The sequence below is a fragment of the Ensifer sp. ZNC0028 genome, from assembly GCF_000799055.1.
Classification (GTDB): Bacteria; Pseudomonadota; Alphaproteobacteria; order Rhizobiales; family Rhizobiaceae; genus Ensifer.
In genome coordinates this window covers 62,067-81,966 of the sequence record NZ_JTLA01000126.1, presented here as the reverse complement: position 1 = coordinate 81,966, position 19,900 = coordinate 62,067, and the positions used below count along the sequence as shown (strand labels likewise).

19 protein-coding genes are annotated in these 19,900 nt (G+C 63.4%); 12 read left to right on the top strand and 7 right to left on the bottom strand.

Going from position 1 to position 19,900, the window contains the following annotated elements:
• The 6 genes from L981_RS27660 to L981_RS27635 form a co-directional block, all read right to left on the bottom strand.
• The coding region (locus tag L981_RS27660; protein WP_043624022.1) for an ABC transporter ATP-binding protein at positions 1-531 on the bottom strand (531 nt) is incomplete at its 3' end.
• Positions 524-1,495 carry a branched-chain amino acid ABC transporter permease gene (locus L981_RS27655; RefSeq protein WP_043624020.1) on the bottom strand — a complete coding sequence of 324 codons (972 nt, stop codon included), beginning with the start codon at positions 1,493-1,495 and terminating at the stop codon, positions 524-526. The genes L981_RS27660 and L981_RS27655, both read right to left, overlap by 8 nt.
• A 7-nt stretch (positions 1,496-1,502) precedes the next feature.
• Complete coding sequence (locus L981_RS27650) at positions 1,503-2,423, bottom strand: branched-chain amino acid ABC transporter permease (RefSeq protein WP_043624088.1); 921 nt, start codon at positions 2,421-2,423, stop codon at positions 1,503-1,505.
• Between the two features lie 90 nt (positions 2,424-2,513).
• Positions 2,514-3,653, bottom strand: coding sequence for an ABC transporter substrate-binding protein (locus L981_RS27645; RefSeq protein ID WP_043624018.1), 1,140 nt, complete (start codon positions 3,651-3,653; stop codon positions 2,514-2,516).
• 42 nt (positions 3,654-3,695) lie between these two features.
• A complete protein-coding gene (gene kynA / locus L981_RS27640; RefSeq protein ID WP_043624015.1) occupies positions 3,696-4,532 on the bottom strand; it encodes a tryptophan 2,3-dioxygenase in 837 nt (278 codons plus the stop codon).
• The gene (locus L981_RS27635; protein WP_043624012.1) at positions 4,529-6,157 is read right to left on the bottom strand and encodes a benzoate-CoA ligase family protein; all 1,629 of its coding nucleotides are present in this window, start codon (positions 6,155-6,157) and stop codon (positions 4,529-4,531) included. Before L981_RS27635 ends, kynA begins: the two co-directional genes overlap by 4 nt.
• 328 nt (positions 6,158-6,485) lie before the next feature.
• On the opposite strand from L981_RS27635, the gene L981_RS27630 reads away from it, so the two are divergent.
• The 3 genes from L981_RS27630 to L981_RS27620 all read left to right on the top strand — a co-directional run bounded on the left by L981_RS27630 (position 6,486) and on the right by L981_RS27620 (position 9,691).
• A complete protein-coding gene (locus L981_RS27630) occupies positions 6,486-7,319 on the top strand; it encodes an alpha/beta hydrolase (RefSeq protein ID WP_043624086.1) in 834 nt (277 codons plus the stop codon).
• Positions 7,320-7,505: 186 nt separating this feature from the next.
• Complete coding sequence (locus L981_RS27625) at positions 7,506-8,978, top strand: benzaldehyde dehydrogenase (protein WP_052202059.1); 1,473 nt, start codon at positions 7,506-7,508, stop codon at positions 8,976-8,978.
• 260 nt (positions 8,979-9,238) lie between these two features.
• Positions 9,239-9,691: a DUF2721 domain-containing protein gene (locus tag L981_RS27620; protein ID WP_043624080.1), complete on the top strand. Its 453-nt coding sequence runs from the start codon at positions 9,239-9,241 to the stop codon at positions 9,689-9,691.
• 21 nt (positions 9,692-9,712) lie between these two features.
• Here the strand turns inward: L981_RS27620 and L981_RS27615 are convergent, their stop codons facing one another.
• Positions 9,713-10,612, bottom strand: a complete 900-nt coding sequence (locus L981_RS27615) for a LysR substrate-binding domain-containing protein (protein WP_043624009.1) — start codon at positions 10,610-10,612, stop codon at positions 9,713-9,715.
• A 159-nt stretch (positions 10,613-10,771) separates the two neighbouring features.
• Here L981_RS27615 and L981_RS27610 point away from each other — a divergent pair, with 159 nt between their 5' ends.
• From L981_RS27610 to L981_RS27570, 9 genes are all read left to right on the top strand, one after another.
• A complete protein-coding gene (locus L981_RS27610; RefSeq protein ID WP_052202056.1) occupies positions 10,772-11,785 on the top strand; it encodes a dimethylarginine dimethylaminohydrolase family protein in 1,014 nt (337 codons plus the stop codon).
• Between the two features lie 15 nt (positions 11,786-11,800).
• A complete protein-coding gene (locus L981_RS27605; RefSeq protein WP_043624006.1) occupies positions 11,801-12,880 on the top strand; it encodes an ABC transporter ATP-binding protein in 1,080 nt (359 codons plus the stop codon).
• Between the two features lie 49 nt (positions 12,881-12,929).
• A complete protein-coding gene (locus L981_RS27600; protein WP_043624004.1) occupies positions 12,930-14,039 on the top strand; it encodes an ABC transporter substrate-binding protein in 1,110 nt (369 codons plus the stop codon).
• Entirely contained in the window at positions 14,036-14,887 is an 852-nt protein-coding gene (locus L981_RS27595) for an ABC transporter permease (protein ID WP_043624001.1), read from the top strand. Before L981_RS27600 ends, L981_RS27595 begins: the two co-directional genes overlap by 4 nt.
• A gap of 7 nt (positions 14,888-14,894) precedes the next feature.
• Positions 14,895-15,659, top strand: coding sequence for an ABC transporter permease (locus L981_RS27590; protein WP_043623998.1), 765 nt, complete (start codon positions 14,895-14,897; stop codon positions 15,657-15,659).
• A 256-nt stretch (positions 15,660-15,915) separates the two neighbouring features.
• Positions 15,916-17,097, top strand: a complete 1,182-nt coding sequence (locus tag L981_RS27585; protein WP_082006187.1) for an ABC transporter ATP-binding protein — start codon at positions 15,916-15,918, stop codon at positions 17,095-17,097.
• Complete coding sequence (locus L981_RS27580) at positions 17,094-18,008, top strand: ABC transporter permease (RefSeq protein ID WP_043623995.1); 915 nt, start codon at positions 17,094-17,096, stop codon at positions 18,006-18,008. Before L981_RS27585 ends, L981_RS27580 begins: the two co-directional genes overlap by 4 nt.
• Before the next feature lie 12 nt (positions 18,009-18,020).
• Entirely contained in the window at positions 18,021-18,821 is an 801-nt protein-coding gene (locus L981_RS27575; protein WP_052202055.1) for an ABC transporter permease, read from the top strand.
• A gap of 46 nt (positions 18,822-18,867) precedes the next feature.
• On the top strand, positions 18,868-19,893 hold the full coding sequence (locus tag L981_RS27570; protein WP_052202054.1) for an extracellular solute-binding protein: 1,026 nt from the start codon (positions 18,868-18,870) through the stop codon (positions 19,891-19,893).
• Positions 19,894-19,900: the final 7 nt, after the last annotated feature.

Sequence of the window (19,900 nt, the reverse complement as noted above, 5' to 3'; positions counted from 1 at the left end):
GGCCATCGGCTCGTCGAAGAGAAAGGCCTTTGGCGACAACGCCAGCGCGATGGCGATTTCGAGCTGCCTGCGCTCGCCGTGCGAGAGTTCGGCTGCCGGCACATGGGCACGCGCGGCCAGATCGACGCGCTCCAGCATCGCCATCGCCGGTTCGATCAGGTCCTTGTCGCGGGTCACCTGGCGGAAGAAGTGGAAGCTGCTGCCCTGCCGCGCCTGCACTGCCAGCATGACGTTGCGAAGCGCCGAGAACTCCTGCGCGAGCGACGAGATCTGGAAGCTGCGCGCAAGGCCGAGCCGTGCGCGGGCGGCCATGTCGAGGCCGCCGATATCCTGGCCGAGAAAGCGGATGGTGCCGCTGTCGGCCTTGAGCGAGCCGGCGATCTGGTGGATCAGCGTGCTCTTGCCGGCGCCGTTCGGGCCGATCAGCGCGTGGATCTGGCCGGGGCGAAGCTCGAGGCTGACGCCGTCGGTTGCCTTGAGCGCGCCAAAGGATTTGCGGAGTTCGCGGATTTCGAGAACGGGCTCAGACATGGCGCGGCTTTCCGGAGAGAAGTCCCAGCAGACCGCCACGGGCAAAGAGCACGATGCCGAGCAGGATGAGGCCGAGGAAGAATTGCCAGCGCTCGGTGATGCCGCCAAGCACATATTCGAAGAAGACGAAGATCATCGCGCCGGCGACGGGGCCGAACAACCGCCCCTTGCCGCCGAGGATGATCAGCACGATCAGCTCGCCCGACATGTGCCAGGACAACATCGAGGGGCCGACGAAGCGGTTGAGATCGGCATAAAGCGCGCCGGCAAGCCCGGTGATCATCGCCGAGACGGCAAAGGCGACGAGGCGGATGTTGAAGGGCGCAATGCCCACTGCCGCAAGGCGGATCCCGTTCTGCCTTGCCGCCTGCAGGGCGCTGCCGAAGCGTGAACCCTCGACGACGCGAAACAGAAGCAGCGCCGCCATCAGGGCCGCGTAGCAGATCAGGAAGTAGGGCAGGGGCTTGGCGGTGTTGACGCCGGGAAATGCGTTGCGCATCGACAGCGACAGGCCGTCCTCGCCGCCATAGGCCGGCCAGGAGATCGCGAAGTAATAGATCATCTGCGCAAAAGCGAGCGTGATCATAATGAAATAGACGCCCGACGTGCGCAGGCTGATCGCGCCGATCGGCAACGCGATGAGGCCGGCGACCGCGATCGCCGTAACCCAGATAATCGGCATCGACGTCGTCGCCGGAATGCCAGCGAAAAGCGGCTCGGCATTGAAGGCGTGGGTCGCAAGGATACCGGCGACGTAGCCGCCGAGGCCGAAAAAGGCCGCATGCCCGAACGAAAGCAGCCCGCCGAGCCCCAGCGCCATATTGAGGCCGACGGCGGCAAGAGCCAGCACCGCGATGCGGGTTGCGAGCGTCACATAGAAGGGTTCGCCCAGGCTTGCGGCCAGGATCGGCGCGCCGAGAAGCAGGAGGGCGAGCAGCAGGTTGATTGTGGTTTCGCGGGTCATTTTGGCCTCACGACTGCGCCGCAAACAGGCCGCTTGGCCTGAAGGCGAGGATGAGAGCCATGACGACATAGATCAGCATCGAGGCGAGCGCTGCCCCGATCGTGGTCGCCTGTGAGGCGGGCATGGTGAGTGCCAGCAGGGAGGGAAGCAGGAAACGGCCCATCGTGTCGACGACGCCAACGATGATGGCACCGACCAGCGCTCCTTTGATCGAGCCGATGCCGCCAATGACGATGACGACGAAGGCGAGGATGAGCACCGGTTCGCCCATGCCGACCTGCACCGATTGCAACGCGCCCACCAGTGCGCCGGCAAGCCCGGCAAGCGCCGCACCGAGTGCGAAGACGACCGTATAGAGCGTGCCGATGTCGACGCCGAGAGCCCCGATCATCTCGCGATCGGACTCGCCCGCCCGGATGCGCATGCCGAGCCGGGTACGGGAGATCAGCAGATAGAGGCCAATGGCGACGGCGATACCGACGCCGATGATCGCCAGGCGGTAGAGCTGGTACTGGCCGCCGCCCGGCAGCGGCACCGCGCCCTGGAGCACGGGCGGGATGTCGAGATAGAGCGGGAACGAGCCGAAGAGCCAGCGGGCCCCTTCCGACAGGACCAGGATCAGCGCGAAGGTGGCGAGCACCTGATCGAGATGATCGCGGTCATAGAGCCTGCGGATGACGGCGACCTCGATGATCGCGCCGACGCCGGCGGCGGCCGCAAGGCTCGCGATCAGCCCGATCCAGAAGGAGCCTGTAGCGGCTGCGACCGTCGCGCAGGCAAAGGCGCCGATCATGTAGAGCGAGCCGTGCGCCAGGTTGATCAGACCCATGACGCCAAAGATCAGCGTCAGGCCGGCGGCCATCAGAAACAGCATCACACCGAGCTGAAGCCCGTTGAGCAGTTGTTCGATCAGGAGTGCGGTGAACAAGAGACCGGTCCAAGCTTCATTCGAGACGACACGGATCATCGACCGGATGCCGGCATCGAAGCCGGGCATCCGGGTGACGGGCGACAAGCGTTACATGCTGCACTTGTCGGCGTAGGCGTCCTTGTGGTCTTCGAAGGCGGTGGCGATGATCTTGTTGGTGAGTACGCCGTCGGCTTCCTTCACCACCTCGCGAACGTAGATGTTCTGGATCGGGTGGTTGTTGTTGTTGAAGACGAACTTGCCGCGCACCGACTGGAAGTCGGCTGCCTTAAGTGCTGCGCGGAAGGCGTCCTTGTCCTTGACGCTTGCCTTCGACAGCGCGGCGAGGATCAGGTTTGCCGTGTCCCAGCTCTGCGCCGCGTAGATCGAGGGCAGGCGCTTGTATTCGGCCTTGAAGGCTTCGACGAACTTCTTGTTGGCCTCGTTGTCGAGGTCCTTCGACCAGGTCGCGGAGTTCTTGACGCCAAGGGCAGCATCGCCGATCGCCGGCAGAACATCCTGGCTGAAGGAGAAGCCGGGGCCCATGACCGGGATGTTCACGCCCGACTGGGCGTATTGCTTCATGAAGGCGATGCCCATGCCGCCGGGCAGGAAGAAGTAGACGCTGTCGGCGCCCGAGGCGCGGATCTGGGCGATCTCGGCGGCATAGTCAGTCTGGCCGACCTGCGTGTAGATCTCGCCGGCAAGTGCACCCTTGTAGTAGCGCTTGAACCCGGTCAGCGCGTCCTTGCCGGCCGGATAGTTGGGCGCCAGGATGAAGGCGTTCTTGTAGTCCTTGTTGGCGTATTGCCCCATCGCCTCGTGGAAGTTGTCGTTCTGGTAGGCGACGTTGAAGTAGTTCGGATTGCAGTTCGCACCGGCAAGCGCCGAAGGGCCGGCGTTCGGCGAGAGATAGATCACGTCCTGCGCGACCGTGTTCGGCACGACGGCCATTGCGAGGTTCGACCAGATGATGCCCGTCATCAGATCGACCTTGTCGCCCTGGATCATCTTCTCGGCGATCTGCACCGCAAGTTCCGGCTTCTGGGCATCGTCCTCGATCACCAGTTCGACGTCCTTGTTGCCCGACTGCTTGATCGCCAGGGTGAAGGCGTCGCGCATGTCGATGCCAAGACCGGCGCCGCCGCCCGAAAGCGTGGTGATGACGCCGATCTTCACCGGCTCGGCATGGGCAAGGCTCGATGTCGCAAGCGAAAGGCCAAGAAGGCCCGCGGCCAGAATGCGGTTCATGCTGTTCTCCTCTTTGTTGGTTCCCTTTTGGGTTGTGTTCTATCAGAGACCCGTGCGCACGTGCCAGAGCTCGGGGAAAAGTTCCACTTCGAGCATCTTTTTCAGATAGGACGCGCCGGATGTGCCCCCGGTTCCGCGTTTCATGCCGATGATACGCTCGACCGTCGTGACGTGGTTGAAGCGCCAGCGGCGGAAATAGTCCTCGAAATCGACCAGCTTCTCGGCAAGCTCGTAGAGCATCCAGTAGCGTTCCGGATCGCGGTAGACGGTCTGCCAGGCGGCAAAGACCTTGTCGCTTTCCGCTCGCGTTTCGCGCCAATCGGTCTTGTCGGCTTCCGCGCCGACGTCGAAGCCGTTGCGCGAAAGCAGCCGGATCGCCTCGTCGTAGAGCGATGGCGCTGAAAGGATCGCTTCCAGCTTTTCCATGATGTCGGGGCGGTGCGCATGGGGGCCGAGCATCGCGACATTGCGGTTGCCGGCAAGGAACTCGATCGCCCGGTACTGCCAGGACTGGAAACCGGAGGATTGGCCGAGCGATTCCCGGAACGTGGTGTATTCGCTCGGGGTCATCGTGCGCAGCACGTCCCAGGCGCTGTTCAACTGCTCGAAGATGCGGGCGACGCGCGTCAGCATCTTGAAGGCGGGTTCCAGCCGGTCGTCGCGGATCGAGCGGACCGCCGCATTGATCTCGTGCAGCGCGAGCTTCATCCAGAGCTCGGACGTCTGATGCTGGATGATGAACAGCATCTCGTCATGGGCTTTGGAAAGTGGCTCCTGTGCGTCCAGCACCTTTTCCAGCATCAGGTAGTCGCTGTAGGACATGCGTCCCTTGAACGACATTTGGGCGCCTTCTTTCGAAGGGTCGTATGACTTGCTCATATTTTCAGTTCTCCCGACCGCAATCGGAACCGCTGGATCTTGCCCGTGGCTGTCTTTGGCAGGTTGTCCAGGAACTTTACCGATCGCGGATATTTGTAGGGTGCGATCGTCGCCTTTACATGATCCTGCAGCCGCTTGATCGTTGCGTCGTCCGCCGACACGCCAGATATCAGAACGACATAGGCTTCGACAATCTGGCCGCGCTCCGCATCCGGCGCACCGACGACGGCGCATTCGGCGACTTCCGGGTGGGAAATCAGGGCCGCCTCGACCTCTGGCCCAGCGATGTTGTAGCCGGCGGTGATGATCATGTCGTCGGAGCGGGCGGCAAAATGGAAGAAGCCATCCTCGTCCTGGTAGAAGGCGTCGCCGGTGAGGTTCCAGCCGTCGCGGACATAGTCGCGCTGGCGGGCATCCGACATGTAGCGGCAGCCGGTCGGGCCGCGCACAGCAAGCCTGCCGATCGTGCCGCGGGGCACTTCCTGCATGTCGTCATTGACGATCCGCGCCTGGTAGCCGCCGACGGGCTTGCCGGTCGAGGCGGCCTTGCGATCCTCGAAGCGGTTGGAAATGAAGATGTGCAGCATCTCGGTCGCGCCGATGCCGTCGAGGATCGGCTTGCCGGTCTTGGCCGTCCACTCCGCAAAGACCGGACCGGGCAAGGTCTCGCCCGCGGAAATCGCGACGCGCAGTGATGAAAGATCGGCGCCGTTGTCCATCGCCTTCATCATCGCCCGATAGGCGGTGGGGGCGGTAAACGAGATCGTCGCCCTGTATTTCTCGATGATCTCCACCATGTTGGCGGGCGTCGCATGTTCGAGCAGTGTCGCTGCGGCTCCAAAGCGCAAGGGGAAGATCGCAAGGCCGCCGAGGCCGAATGTGAAAGCGAGCGGCGGCGAGCCGACGAAGATGTCGTCGGGCGTGACGGCGAGCACTTCACGGGCGTAGCCGTCGGCGATCGCCAGCAGATCGCGGTGGAAATGCATGGTCGCCTTGGGGATCCCGGTCGTGCCCGAGGTGAAGCCGAGCAGCGCCACGTCGTCGCGGCCGGTATGCACGGCCTCGAACACGACGGATTTGTCGAGCGCGATGCGGTCGAGTTCGGCGTCGTGGTTCGCCGTGCCGTCGAAGCTCACGACCTGCTTCAGGAAGCGGCTGTCCTTGGCGCAGGCGATCATTTCTTCCATCAGCCGCGTGTCGCAGAGCGCCAGGCTAATCTCGGCCTTGTCGACGATCTTGGCAAGTTCCCCGGCTCTCAGCATCGGCATTGTGTTGACGACGACGGCGCCGGCCTTGGTTGCCGCCAGCCAGCAGGCGACCATGGCCGGATTGTTGGCGGAGCGGATGAGCACGCGATGGCCGGGTTTGACCCCGTAATTTTCGACCAGCGCATGGGCGAGCCGGTTGGTCCAGTCGGACAGTTCCTTGTAGGTCCGGCGGCGCCCGTTGCCGATCAGCGCGGTATGATCGCCGAAACCCTTCGCGACCATGGCGTCCGTCAGTTCGACGGCGGCGTTGAGGTGATCCGGATAGTCAAAACCTTCGAGAAGGAACTCCGGCCATTCTTCCGGTGGCGGAAGATGGTCGCGGGTGAACGTATCGACGTGCGAAGTCGGTCCAAGCATGTGGCGGCTGTTCCCTATTTTCGTTCGTGCCTGTTGCCCAGGCATTGTTCAAAGCCGGCTGAAAGTCTTGCGGTGGTTCAAAGCCCTGGTCTGCAGGCACGCGACGAGCGTCGCGTCACGGTTCAAGGTGACACGGGCGGTCGCTGACGCGATCCCAGTTATGGCGATAGGCACAGCGAGACCTCCACTTCTCGGCTGAACATGAGGCAGCATCGCACCAGTCCAAAATTATTTCAAGCCTAAAGTTTTTTCGAATTCCAGCATTGCCTTTCCCGGTGGGGCAGGCGATTGCTATCTGTAAGGAGACATCAAGGGGAGGATGAAATCGATGCTGGAACACCGCATTTCCGACTGGGACGACGCCTACGCGAACGGCTCGAACATCGCGCGCGGCGATCGCTGGCCGGAGGCTTGGGTCAAGCCGGCCGAGGCGTTCCGCAACGCCCTCTTGAGCGCTGGACGCGCCAAACTCGACCTTGCCTATGGCGATCGGCCGAGGAACCGCATGGACCTGTTTTTGCCCGATGGTTCGCCGAAGGGCCTGGTGGTCTTCGTCCACGGCGGGTACTGGCTGCAGCTCGACAAGAGCTTCTGGTCGCACCTAGCGGCCGGGGCCGTGGAGCACGGCTATGCCGTCGCGATGCCGTCCTACACGCTCTGCCCGGAGATCCGCATTGCCGGGATCGTCGAGGAGGTCGCCGCCGCCATCAGCGAGGCAGCGAAACGCGTCGAGGGTCCCTTGATGCTGACCGGCCACTCGGCCGGCGGCCATCTGGTCAGCCGGATGATCACGACGACAGCGCCGCTTTCGCGGGATGTCCAGACCCGGATCCGCAACGTCGTGTCGATTTCGGGCGTCCATGACCTGCGCCCGATCATGTCGACGACCATGAACGAGAAGCTCGCGATCGACGAGGCCGAGGCACTTTCGCAGAGCCCGGCGCTGCTGCGGCCCATGAAAGATGCCCGCATCACCTGCTGGGTCGGCGGCGGCGAGCGTGCGGAGTTCTTGCGCCAGAATGCGCTTCTAGCCAATATCTGGACCGGGTTGGACGCAAGGACGGCTGCTGTCGCCGAACCGGACAGGCACCACTTCAACGTCATCGACGGCCTTGCCGACGCCAGGCATCCTCTGGTTCGGACGCTGTTGTCGGACGAGTGATCGTCAGGCCGGCTCCCTTCGCTATTCCCTCGACAAGGGTATGACGCGCTTCCATCCGCGTCATACCTCCCGTGTTGGTATCGCTACTATATCCGCAAGGTATGCTCTCCAACCCAAATGGTGTTGGACGCTTTCCCGCGCCTGTTCGATCTTGTGACCCTGGTTGCAATGACGCGGGAGGAAAACATGAGCAGCGATATCGGCAAGACGCTTCTGCAGGAAAGACATATCGGCGGTGTCCTGTTCGACGGCGGTTGGAGGGCGGCCGCGAATGTGGTGGACGCCGTCGAGCCGGCGACGGGTGCGACATTGGGAAGGGTCGGCATGGCCAGCCCGGCCGCGGTCGCAGAGGCAGCAGCGCGCGCTCGGCTGGCACAGCCTGCCTGGGCGGCGACGGCCTATGAACGGCGGGCGGAGATCTTGCGCAAGGTGGCGCAGGTCGCCGAGGAACACCGTGCCGAGATCGCCGGCTGGATCGTGCGCGAATCCGGCTCCGTTCCGGCAAAGGCCGAATTCGAGGTCGCGCTCACCATCAAGGCGCTCTACGAGGCGGCTGCGATGCCCTCGCAGGCGGCCGGTGCCGTGTTGCCGTCGCAGCCGGGCCGGCTGAGCTTTGCCAAGCGCCGACCGATTGGCGTCGTGGGCGTCATCTCGCCGTTCAATTTCCCCCTCTATCTCGCCATGCGCGCCGTTGCGCCTGCGATTGCCGTCGGCAATGCCGTCGTTCTCAAGCCTGATCCACGCACGGCCCTTTGCGGCGGTCACGTTATCGCCCGGCTCTTCGAGGAAGCGGGGCTTCCTGAGGGCGTGCTTGCGGTGCTGCCGGGCGACGGCGCGGCCGGGGCTGCGCTGACGGAAGACCGAAACATTGGCATGATCCAGTTTACCGGCTCGACGGCGGCCGGGCGCCGGGTCGGCGAGGCGGCGGGGCGCAATCTGAAGAAGGTGTCGCTTGAACTCGGCGGCAAGAATTCCTTCATCGTGCTCGACGATGCCGACCTCGACCTTGCGGTCAGGAACGCCGTCTGGAGCGTCTATCTGCATCAGGGGCAGATCTGCATGTCGGCGGGTCGCGTGCTGGTGCAGTCGGGCATCGCCGAAAAGTTCACCGCCATGCTCGCAGACCATGCCGGCAGGCTGCCGGTCGGTGATCCGGCCTCGGGCCAGGTGGCGCTTGGCCCGCTCATCAACCGCGCCCAGGCTGACCACGCGCTTGGCATCGTCAAGGCGGCGGTCGCAGGCGGTGCCAAGCTCGAAGCGGGCGGCAGCAGCGACGGGCTGTTCCTCCAGCCGATGGTGCTGGCCGGCGTTTCGCCCGGCAACCCCGCCTTCGCCGAGGAGATTTTCGCGCCCGTGGCGGTGGTCACGACCTTCGATACGGACGAGGAGGCGGTCGCGCTTGCCAACGACACCGATTACGGCCTGTCGGCAGCAATCGTCTCGCGCAATGTCGGCCGGGCACTGGCGCTCGGCGAAAGGCTGAATGTCGGTCTGCTCCATATCAACGATGCCACGGTCAATGACGAGGTCGTCAATCCGTTCGGCGGCGTTGGCGCTTCCGGCAACGGCACCAGCATCGGCGGCCCGGCCAACTGGGAAGAGTTCACCCAGTGGCAGTGGGTGACGATCAGGGCGGAGCCGCCGGCATACCCGCTCTGAGGCGACAAGGGCCACGGAATTGCGCCCGTTACGCAGGGTGCAACATCCCTTGGTTCTTCGGCATTCGATGACGTCGCTGCGGCACGTGGCGAGGAAGCGGGCTCGACGCCTCCTGCTGCCCGCAAGAATGCGCGTTCCGCGAAACCGAAACCGGCCGCTTCCGATGGCGGTCGAATTTATCGGTTTTTGACGCCTGCAAAACTGACTAGAGTGCTGCTCCCGGTCTCGCCGGAAGCGAGCGACGCAAAATGAAGGCACGCATGGAGACACCGTCGACCGTCATTGATCTCGCTTCGATCGTGCAAACCTCGCTGGCGCCCGTCTTCCTCCTCGCCGGCACTGCGGGCTTCGTCAGTGTCTATGCGACCCGTCTCGGCAGGGTGTCCGATCGGGTCAACGAGATCGGTGAGAAGGAGGAGCAGAGCGATGCGCGGCGGCTGCAGCTGGACTATCTGCGCCGCCGGACGCTGGCGCTGGAAGTCGCCGTGGCGCTCGGGACTTTTGCGGCGATCTGCACCGGCTGCGCCATTCTCAATCTGCTCGCCGGCGCGCTTGCCTTCGGGTTTCGCGAGGACAACCTCTTCTGGTTCTTCGGCGGCGCGATCGTCTCACTGATCGGGTCGCTGTTGGCCTTCCTGTTCGAGATGCTGATCGCCGGGCGCAACATGCTGCGCCAGATGCGGATCGATCAGGCAGAGCCGGACGGCGACTGACGCCGATGCTACCGTCAGCTTTCAGGTGAATTCGACGGTCGCCTGGGCCTCGCTGACCACCCACTCGATAAACACCTTGGCGAGTGGGGAGCTGTCCCGGTTCTTCTGCGTGACGATGTAGTAGCCTTTCGTCGCCGATTTGATGAAACCCTTGAGCGGCCGAACGAGCGCCCCCTGGGCAAGCTCCTCGGCTGCAGTGATGTTGTCGCCCATCGCAATCCCGATGCCGCAACGCGCGGCGGCCAGGTTCTGGTTGAAGTCTTCGAAACTCAGCCGGCGAACCGTCGCGGGAATTTCCTGTCCGTGATGCTTGAACCAGTCGTTCCAATGGGTGGAGCCGACGCCATCGAGAAGCACGTGCCGGGTCAGGTCCCGGGTGCGCTTGATGTCGCCATCGCGGTTGATCAGGATCGGGCTGCAAACGGGAAAGAACTCCATCTGCTTGAGGGGTGTCGCTTCGCCCTTTGCGACTGCCGGGTCACCGAACATGATGGCGAGATCGGCCTGGCCGTCGGGGAACGGTTCGCCCCATTCCGGCATCGAGAGGATCTGAAGTTCGACGCCCTCGTGGCGGTCGTAGAACTTGCCAAGCCGTGGCACCAGCCATCGCGTTGCAAAGGCCGGCATGCACCTGACGGCAAGCCGCCCGGCGATCGGGTTCCGCTGGAGGCCGAGCACCGCATCGTTGAGGGTCTCGAAGGATTGGGTGAGCTTGGAGAACAGCTCCTGGCCCTCAGGTGTCAAGACGAAGCTGTCGCGCGATTTGACCGCAAGCGCAAAGCCGAAATGCTCTTCCAGTTGCCGGAACTGCTTGCTGACCGCACCCGGCGTGACGTGCAGCTCATTTGCGGCCTTGGTCAGGCTCTTGTTGCGGGCGCTGGCCTCGAAGGCGCGTAGTGCGTTGAGCGGCGGCAACCTCATCACAATTCGTCCTCCCCATCGATCTCCTAAATTGAGAAAACCTCAATTATGAGCGGAAATCAATTCGATATGCGGGAGGAAAACGATACGTTAGCATCTTCTTTATCGAAACACCGCCGGACCGATTTTCGCTCCCGGCCCGCATGGAGGGGACCACACGTGAACGCCGCACCACCCAAGAAAAAAGATCTCTATTCCGCGACGATCAAGTATTTCGGCTCCGTGCCCGAGCCGGCCTTCGAAGCGCCGGAACGGCTAACGCGTCTCTGGGGACGCAACTGGGGCTGCGACAACGATGTCGGCACGCTCCGCAGCGTGCTGATGCACCGTCCCGGTGCCGAATTTTCCGTGATCGACCGCACCAAGCGCATCGAGGAAATCGGCACCTATGGCGACCTCGAGGCCGGCTGGTACTGGCAGAGCGACAGCATCCCGGCCCTTGAGGAACTGCAGGCCCAGCATGATGGTCTCGCCGATTTGCTGCGGGCCGAAGGCGTCGAGGTCGTTTATGTCGAAGGCGTCGATCGCGGCCGCTTCAAGTCGGTCTACACCCGGGACTCCTGCATCGCCGTGAAGGGCGGGGCGATCATCCCGCGGCTGGCACCGCGCATGCGCCATGGCGAGGAACTCGCCGTGACCCGGACGCTGGCAAAACAGGGCATGCCGGTGCTTCGCACCCTGCACGGAACAGCGATGGCCGAAGGCGGCAGCTTTGCCTGGCTCAACAGCCGCACCGCCGCCATCGGCCGCGGCATCCGCATCAACGACGACGGCATCAGCCAGATCGCCGAGGTCCTGCGCTACCAGGGCGTTGAACTTCTGGTCGTCGACCTCTGCGGCTACGACATTCATATCGACGGCCATTTCCTGATGATCGACGTCGATCTCGCACTGGTCTGGCCGCGCGGCCTCTCCTTCGTCTTCCTGGAAAAGCTGCGCGCGCTCGGCATCCGTACGATCGAAATGAACGAGGACGACAATCCCTGGATCGTCAACGGCCTGGCGATTGCGCCCGGCCGGGTGATCATGCCGCGCGGCCTCTCCGACCAGACCCGCGAGGCGCTCGCCCGCCACAATGTCACCGTGCTTGAGATCGACTACGACAAGGTTCAGCTCAACGGCGGCGGCATCCATTGCTCGACCAGCCCGCTGATCCGGGACAGCGTCGACTGAGCGGAGTGAGAGACCATGCCAGCCCATATTTCCATTCGCAAAGCCTGCAAGTCCTTCGGGACCTTCGAGGCCTTGAGAAACGTCTCGCTCGACATCGAGAAGGGAGAATTCCTCACCTTTCTCGGCCCGTCCGGATCGGGCAAGTCGACGCTTCTGAACGCGATCGCCGGCTTCGAGCCATTGTCGTCAGGCGCCATTTTGAGGAACGGTGAGGATATCGGCGCGACGCCGGCCGACAGGCGCAATTTCGGCATGGTGTTCCAGGGCTATGCGCTGTTCCCGCATCTGACCGTTGCCGAGAACATCGCCTTTTCGCTGCGCGTGCGGAAAGTGGCACGGGCTGTGGCGGATGAACGGGTGGCCCGGATGGTCGACCTCGTTGGCCTCAGGGGACACGAACACAAGCGCCCCTCGGCACTGTCGGGCGGGCAGCAGCAGCGCGTGGCACTGGCCCGCGCGCTGGTGTTCGAGCCCGAACTCCTGCTGCTCGACGAGCCGCTGTCGGCGCTCGACAAGAACCTTCGCGAGCAACTGCAGGACGAACTGGTCGCCATCCATCGCAAGACCGGAACGACCTTCCTGTTTGTCACCCACGACCAGATGGAAGCGATGGCGATGTCAGACCGGATCGCGATCTTCGATCATGGCCGCATCGTTCAGCTCGACCGGCCAAACGTGCTCTACGACGAGCCCAACACCCGGTTTGTCGCCGAGTTTCTCGGCACGATGAACACGTTGCCGGTCTCGCGTCAGCGCGCCGTTTCCGGCGAGTTTCATGCCCATGTCGGGGAATTCGGCATACGCGCGGCGCTGCCCGATGCCGAACAGTTGGCGGGCGCACCGGCCGTGCTCGCCATTCGCCCGGAGAAGCTGACGCTTTGCCGCGAGCGACCAAGGACCGACCACAACCTGCTGCCGATGACAGTCGATGGCGTCGTCTTCCAGGGCGGGACGACGATCGTCAAAGGCAGCGCGCCGGAGGGAACGGGCCTGACGGTAACGGCAACACGCGACGCGCTCGGGCTACCGCCGGCGCGTGGCGAGCAGCTCTGGGTGCACTGGGGCCATCTGGACGGGCGGGTGCTCGCCGGCTGATGGCGCATTGAAGCGCATAGGAACCAAACAACAAAAAAGGGGAAATGACATGAACGACGATCTGAAGGCGGAATGCTTCGACCTCTTGAAGGATGGCCATCTCGCCGGCCGCATTGACCGGCGGACGTTTCTGACCGGGCTTGTCCTGCTCGGCGTCGCACCGCATCTCGGCAGCCGAACGGCCAGGGCCGCCGACGGGCAACTGGTTGTCACCAATTGGGGCGGGGACGCCGTCGGCGCTTTCGAGACGGCGCTGACCGGCACCTATGCCGAACAACAGGGCGTCGCCGTGAAGATCGACGGCTCCGGGCCGACGAAGGGTGCGATGAAGGCGCAGTTCGAAAGCGGCGCGGTTTCCTGGGACGTCTGTGACGCGGATCCCGGCGCGACGAAGTCGCTCGGGCAGGCGGGCATGATCGAGCCGATCGACTACAAGGTGGTCGATCGCGAGAAGGTCCAATCGGGTTTCGCCTATGAATACAGCGTCGCGAACTACTTCCTGAGCTATGTCATCGCCTATGACGCCAAGAAATTCGGCGACAACCCACCGAAGTCCTGGGCGGATTTCTGGAATGTCGAGAAGTATCCGGGCAAGCGCTCGCTCTACAAATGGATGTCGGGCTGCATGGAGGCAGCGCTTCTCGCCGACGGCGTACCGATGGACAAGCTCTATCCGCTCGACGAAGAACGCGCGATCCGCAAGCTCAACGAGATCAAGCCGCATATCGTCAGCTTCTGGGATTCCGGTGCCGAGAGCCAGCAGCTGATGCGCGACGGCGAGGCATCGATGGCGCTGATTTGGCACACCCGCGCCAATCTGGTGGAGAAAGATACCGGCGGCGACGTCAGCTGGACCTATGCCGAAGGCATTCTTGCGCCGTCGGGCTGGGCGGTGATCAAGGGCAATCCGGCGGGGTCGGCCCGGGCAATGGACTTCATCCGCTACTGCCAGGATCCGGCGCGGCAGGTCGAACTCCTCAAGGCTCTTGGCTGCGGCCCTTCCAATCCGCTTGCGCACGACCTCGTGCCGGCGGAGCTGAAGCGGCTGGATTGCAGCTCGGCTGAGAACATGGCGCAACAGGTGCTGATGGACATGGACTGGTATTCGGCCCGCGGTGATGCGGCGCTCGAAAAATATCTGGCGATGACCGCGTCATGATCGAGAGGCGTTTCCTGTTGCTCAAGCCCCTCGGCGCGAGCGGGTCGCTTGTAATGCTCTGGGCATTGCCGGTGATCCTCTTGGCTGCCTACGTGCTGCCCTTTGCCGGCGTGACGCTCTGGAGCGTCACGCGGCCCGAGCTCGGCGTCGGCAATTATGTCCGCATCTTCACCGGTGCGGACTTCCAGGCGATCTTCTTCAGAACCTTCTGGGTGTGCGTGTTGAGCACGGCGATCACCATCCCGATCGCCTATCTGCTCGCCTACTACTGGGTGATGGGCAGCGCGCGCCGCAGTCGGCTGATCGAGATCTGCATCTTCATTCCGTTCTGGATCTCGGTGTTGGTGCGCGCCTTCGGCTGGGTGGTCATCCTGCGCAACAACGGACTTGCCAGCGACGTCGCTCAAGCATTCGGCCTGAGCGGGCTTTCGACCGGCCGAAACGTCTGGTCGGTGATCACGGGCATGGTGCACTTCATGGTGCCCTTTGCGATCCTGCCGATGGCCTCCGTCATGCGCAAGATCGACAGGCGTGTGCTTCTGGCCGCACTCGGTCTCGGCTGCCGGCCGCTCGGCGTGTTCTGGCGGATCTACCTGCCGATGTCGTTGCCCGGCGTGTTTTCGGCACTGGCCATGACCTTCATCTTCTCGCTCGGTTTCTTCGTCACGCCGATGATCCTCGGTGGCGGTCGGGTGGTGATGACGGCGGAATCGGTGTTCGTGCAGATGTTCCAGACGGCCAATTGGGGGCTCGGTACCGCCCTCGGCGTCGTGTTGCTCGTCGTCGTCTTTGCCATCCTCTGGCTGTCGCAGCGCGTCATGCGCATCGAACAACTCATGTCGCGGTAGGTGAATCATGTTTGGTACATCACGTCTTGGCGGCTTTCTTGCCGGTGCGGCCGGGCTCTTCCTGCTCTTGCCTCTTGCCGCCGTCATCCCGTTTTCCTTCACCGCCAAGCGTTTCCTGTCGATGCCGGACGGGGCGTATTCGCTCAGGCATTACCTGGCGATCTTTGACCCTGACACCTGGCTTGCAAGCATCGGCACGAGTACGCTCGTCGCGCTGCTCTCGAGCGTCATTGCAACGGCGCTTGCGGCCGCCTTCGGCATCGGTATCTGGCTGCGGCGGCCGGCGAGCGGGCGTTTCCTGATCGGCCTGGTGTTGTTGCCGATCATCGTTCCGCCGGTCACTTCGGCCGTCGCGCTCTATTTCCTGCTGGCGCAGATCGGCCTGCTCGACACGATCCCCGGACTGGTGCTCTCCCATGTGGTGATGATCGTGCCGTTTGCCGTCATCGCCATCCTCGGGGCGCTCAGCCGGCTGGACCGGAACCTCGAGCTTGCCGCCCGAAACCTCGGGGCAAGCCAGCTGCAGTCGATCTTCCGGGTGATCCTGCCGAACATCCGCTTCGGCCTTTTCGCGGCCTGGTTCGTCAGCCTCGTCATGTCCTGGGAGGAGAGTTCTGTCACCCTCTTCGTCAGCGGCGTCAACGTCGTCACGCTGCCCAAGCGCATATGGGACAACCTACGCCTGGATCTCGATCCGGCGGTGGCCGCCATATCGGTGATCATGATCGTCGCGACCACTTTGGTGATCCTTTTGCGGAAGTCGGAGACGTAGGCATCGCGAGTTTCCGGATGACAATCCGGTAGAGAAAACAGTCGCTTGCCGTTCAATGGCAATATCTGGCTGCGCTTGGCGGCCCCTCCCAGCGAAGGCGGCCTGCGGGCCGCCTTCGGCGTTTCGCACCGGCCGAAAACCATGACTGTCGGCGATACCCCCTCTGGGGGACTAACGCCCCTTCCGGACGCCACGCATAGTCCTTTCATGCCGAACGGTATCAGTTCGCTCCCGTCGGCTTAAGTGGAGGAGAACCATGCAGCGCGCCATCATAGAACCCAATCCGACACCGCCCGCCGACAGCAAGGCTGCGTCGCTGAGCAAGCCCGGCTCCCTTCTGCAGCATCCAAACAGCGTCGCCGCCGAGGTTCGAAACCTGCGCAAGACCTACAATGCCGGCACGCCGCAGGCCCACGAGGCGCTGAAGGACGTCAACCTCTCCATTCGCGCCAACGAATTCTTCACGCTGCTCGGTCCCTCTGGCTGCGGCAAGACCACCTTGCTGCGTATCCTCGGCGGGTTCGAGATGCTGACATCAGGCACCTGCCGGATCTTCGGCGAGGATGTCAGCCGCCTTCCGCCGGAAGCGCGACCGGTCAACACTGTCTTCCAGCAATACGCGCTGTTTCCGCACATGACGGTCCGCCGCAATATTGCCTTCGGTCTGGAGATGCTCGGCAAGCCGCGCGCAGAGGTCGAGCGCACCGTCGAGCGCATGCTCGATATGGTGCACATGACCGAATGCGCCGACCGCCGGCCAGACACGATGTCGGGCGGCCAGCGCCAGCGTGTTGCTCTCGCCCGTGCGCTGGCGCCGCAGCCGAAGCTGCTTTTGCTCGACGAGCCGCTGTCGGCGCTCGACCTGAAGCTCCGGCAGAAGATGCGGCTGGAGCTGAAATCCCTCCAGCGCGAAACCGGCATCACCTTCATCTTCGTCACCCATGACCAGGAAGAGGCCTTGGCGATGAGCGACCGGGTCGCCGTCATCAGCAATGGCCGTCTGCAGCAGGTCGGTACGCCTGAGGAGATCTACGAGCAGCCGCAAAGCCGCTTCGTCGCCGACTTCATCGGTGAATCGAACCTGATCGCGGCGAAGGTCGCAGGTGTCACAGGCGGCGAGGCGGCCTTCGATATCGAGGGGCTTGGCCAGGTTCATGCGCCGATCGCCGAACGCGTCGAAACCGGGCAGCAGGTCTGGCTCTCGATTCGCCCCGAACGGCTGGTGCTCGGCAGCGGGCCCAGCGACGGACAGGAACGCGCAAAGGTCACCGATCGCACCTATCTCGGCAACGCCGTCGAATACCACCTGCGCGCCGGCAACCACGCGCTGACGGCGCGGTCGCCGCGCGGCGGCGTGCGCGGTCGCCAGGATTTCGCCCCCGGCGACGTCGTCAGCCTCGGTTTCGAGCCCGGCTCCGTGAAGGTTCTGCTGTCATGAGCGCCCGGCCTCTCGCCCTCTCTTCGCGCATTCCGGCCGGGCTCGCCCATGCCGGCCTGCTGTGGCCGTCGCTCGGTATTATTCTTGTGTTCATGGTCGCGCCGATCGCGATCATGCTCACCTATTCGTTCCTTGTGCCGGGCGCCTATGGCGGCGTCGAGTGGACGTTTACGACGGCGGCCTACGAGCAGATCCTGTTCGAGCGGGATTTCCTCGACGATAGCCTGACGTTTACGCCCGACTATCTGATCATCGTCGCCCGCTCGCTCATGCAGGCGTTTGTCGCGACGCTTCTCTGCCTCGTGATCAGCGCGCCGACCGCCTATTACATCGCCACCCGCACCGACCGGGTGAAGAACATCTGGCTCTTCCTAATCACGATCCCCTATTGGGTGAACCTCCTGATCCGCACCATCGCTTTGCTCTTCGTGTTGCGTGACGATGGCCCGGTCAACAGCGCTTTGCTCGACCTCGGCTTCATCGGCCAGCCCCTGGCGCTGAGCTACAACGGCTTCGCCATCTCGCTCGGGCTGATCTACTCGTTCCTGCCCTTCATGGTGCTGCCGCTCTATTCGGCCTTCGAGCGCTTCGATTTCCGCCTGCTGGAAGCCGCCTACGATCTCTATGCCAGCCGCAGGGTCGCCTTCTTCCGCATCGTGCTGCCGGTCATGCGGCCGGGCCTGATCGCCGGCAGCTTGCTCGTCTTCATTCCCTCCGTCGGCTCCTATCTCGCGCCCGATATTCTCGGCGGCGGCAAGACGCTGATGATCGGCAATCTCATCGGCACGCAGTTCCAGGCTGCGCGCAACTGGCCGTTCGGCGCCGCGCTGTCGATGATCCTGCTCACCATCACCCTCATCGTCCTTCTCTGGCTGGCGCGACGCGCCGCCCAGCAGCAACAGCAGCACTGAGAGAGGTCCGCCATGTCCATCGCCCGCTTGCGCGACCTGCGTGTCTTTCCTGGCTTCGGCCTTCTTTCCGTCGGCTGCGTCGTCTTCCTCTATGCGCCGATCGTCGTTTTGGCGATCTACTCCTTCAACGATGGCCGCTCGGTCACCCGCTGGACCGGCTTTTCGTTCCGCTGGTACCAGACCGTCTTTGCCAATCAGAACATCCAGACGGCCGCCATCAACTCGGTGGTGATCGCCATCATCGCGGCGACCGTCGCCACGGTCTTTGCGCTTGGCGCAGCCATAGCGACCGTCAATCGCAAGAAGGGCGGCGGCGAGGGCGCCTATGTGGTGCTTACCTTCCCGCTGATGGTGCCGGAAATCGTCACGGCCGTCGCCTCGCTGGTGTTCTTCGTCGCCGTCGGCATCAGCCTCGGCTTTGCCACCATCCTGATTGCCCACATCGTCTTCTGCATTCCCTTCGCCTATCTGCCGATCAAGGCGCGGCTTGAAAGCATGGACGCGACACTGCCGTCGGCTGCGGCCGACCTCTATGCCTCGCCGGCCAAGGCCTTCCTGCGCATCACCCTGCCTTTGCTGGTGCCGGGCCTCGTCTCTGGCTGGCTGCTCGCCTTCATCATCTCGCTCGACGATTTCATCATCACCGCGCTCGTCGCCGGCCCCGGCGCTACCACCCTGCCGCTGCACATCTACGGCATGCTCCGGCTCGGCATGACGCCCGAGGTCAACGCGATCTCGACGCTGATGCTCGCCGCTTCGACCGTGCTGGTCTTGATTTCGGGACTGCTGGGGCAGGCGGGCCGCAAGCACTGACATCGCGAAAACTCAACGAAAATCAAAACAAGAAAGGGAACATCAGATGAAAAAAGCTGCCGTCTTTACCGCCCTGCTCGCCTCCACCCTTGCCGGACCCGCGTCGGCCGCTGGAGACCTCTTCATCTACACCTGGGGCGAATACACTCCGCCCGAAATGGTCGAAAAATTCGAGAAGACCTATGGAGTGAAGGTCCATATCGACACCTACGATTCCATGGAGACCATGCTCGCCAAGCTGAAGTCGGGGGCTGGCGGCTACGACATCATCGTGCCTGGCCACGATACGATGACGATCCTGATCGGCGAGAATCTGCTCGAGCCGATCAATGTCGCCGCGATGCCGAACTATCAGCATGTCGACGAGATGTGGCGGGACGTCTTCTGGGACAAGGGTCGCCTTTACTCGGCACCCTGGGCCTGGGGCTCGACCGGTCTTGCCGTCGACCGCGACATCGTCAAGGGCGACGACACCTCGCTGAAGATCCTGTTCGAACCGGATGACGCGGTGAAGGGCAAGATCAACATGCTGCGCGACGTCAATGACGTCATCAACATGGCGCTACGCTACCTCGGCAAGCCCCGCTGCAACGACAACCCCGAGGACCTCAAAGCGGTGCTCGACCTGCTCTCGACGCAGAAGCAATTCGTCAAGAGCTACAACTCCGAGACCAAGGAACTTCTGGTTTCGGGCGAGGCGGCCGTTTCCATGAGCTGGAACGGTTATGCCATGCGCGCCCGCGACGAGCGACCGTCGATCGAATACATCTATCCGAAGGAAGGTTACACCGGCTGGATGGACAATGTCGCGGTGCCGAAGGGCGCGCCGGACCTCGAGAACGCCAAGCTCTGGATCAATTTCATCATGGATCCAGAGAACGCGGCGATGATCACCAACTACGCCCGCTACGCCAACGGCATCAAGGGCTCGGAAGCCTTCGTCGACAAGGCGCTCGCCGGTGCACCCGAACTCAGCCCGCCCGAAAGCGCGCCCGCGCCGGAATTCCTCACCGCCTGCACGCCCGCCGTCACCAAACTTTACGACCGCGTCTGGACCAAGCTGCTGCGGTGATCCGCGG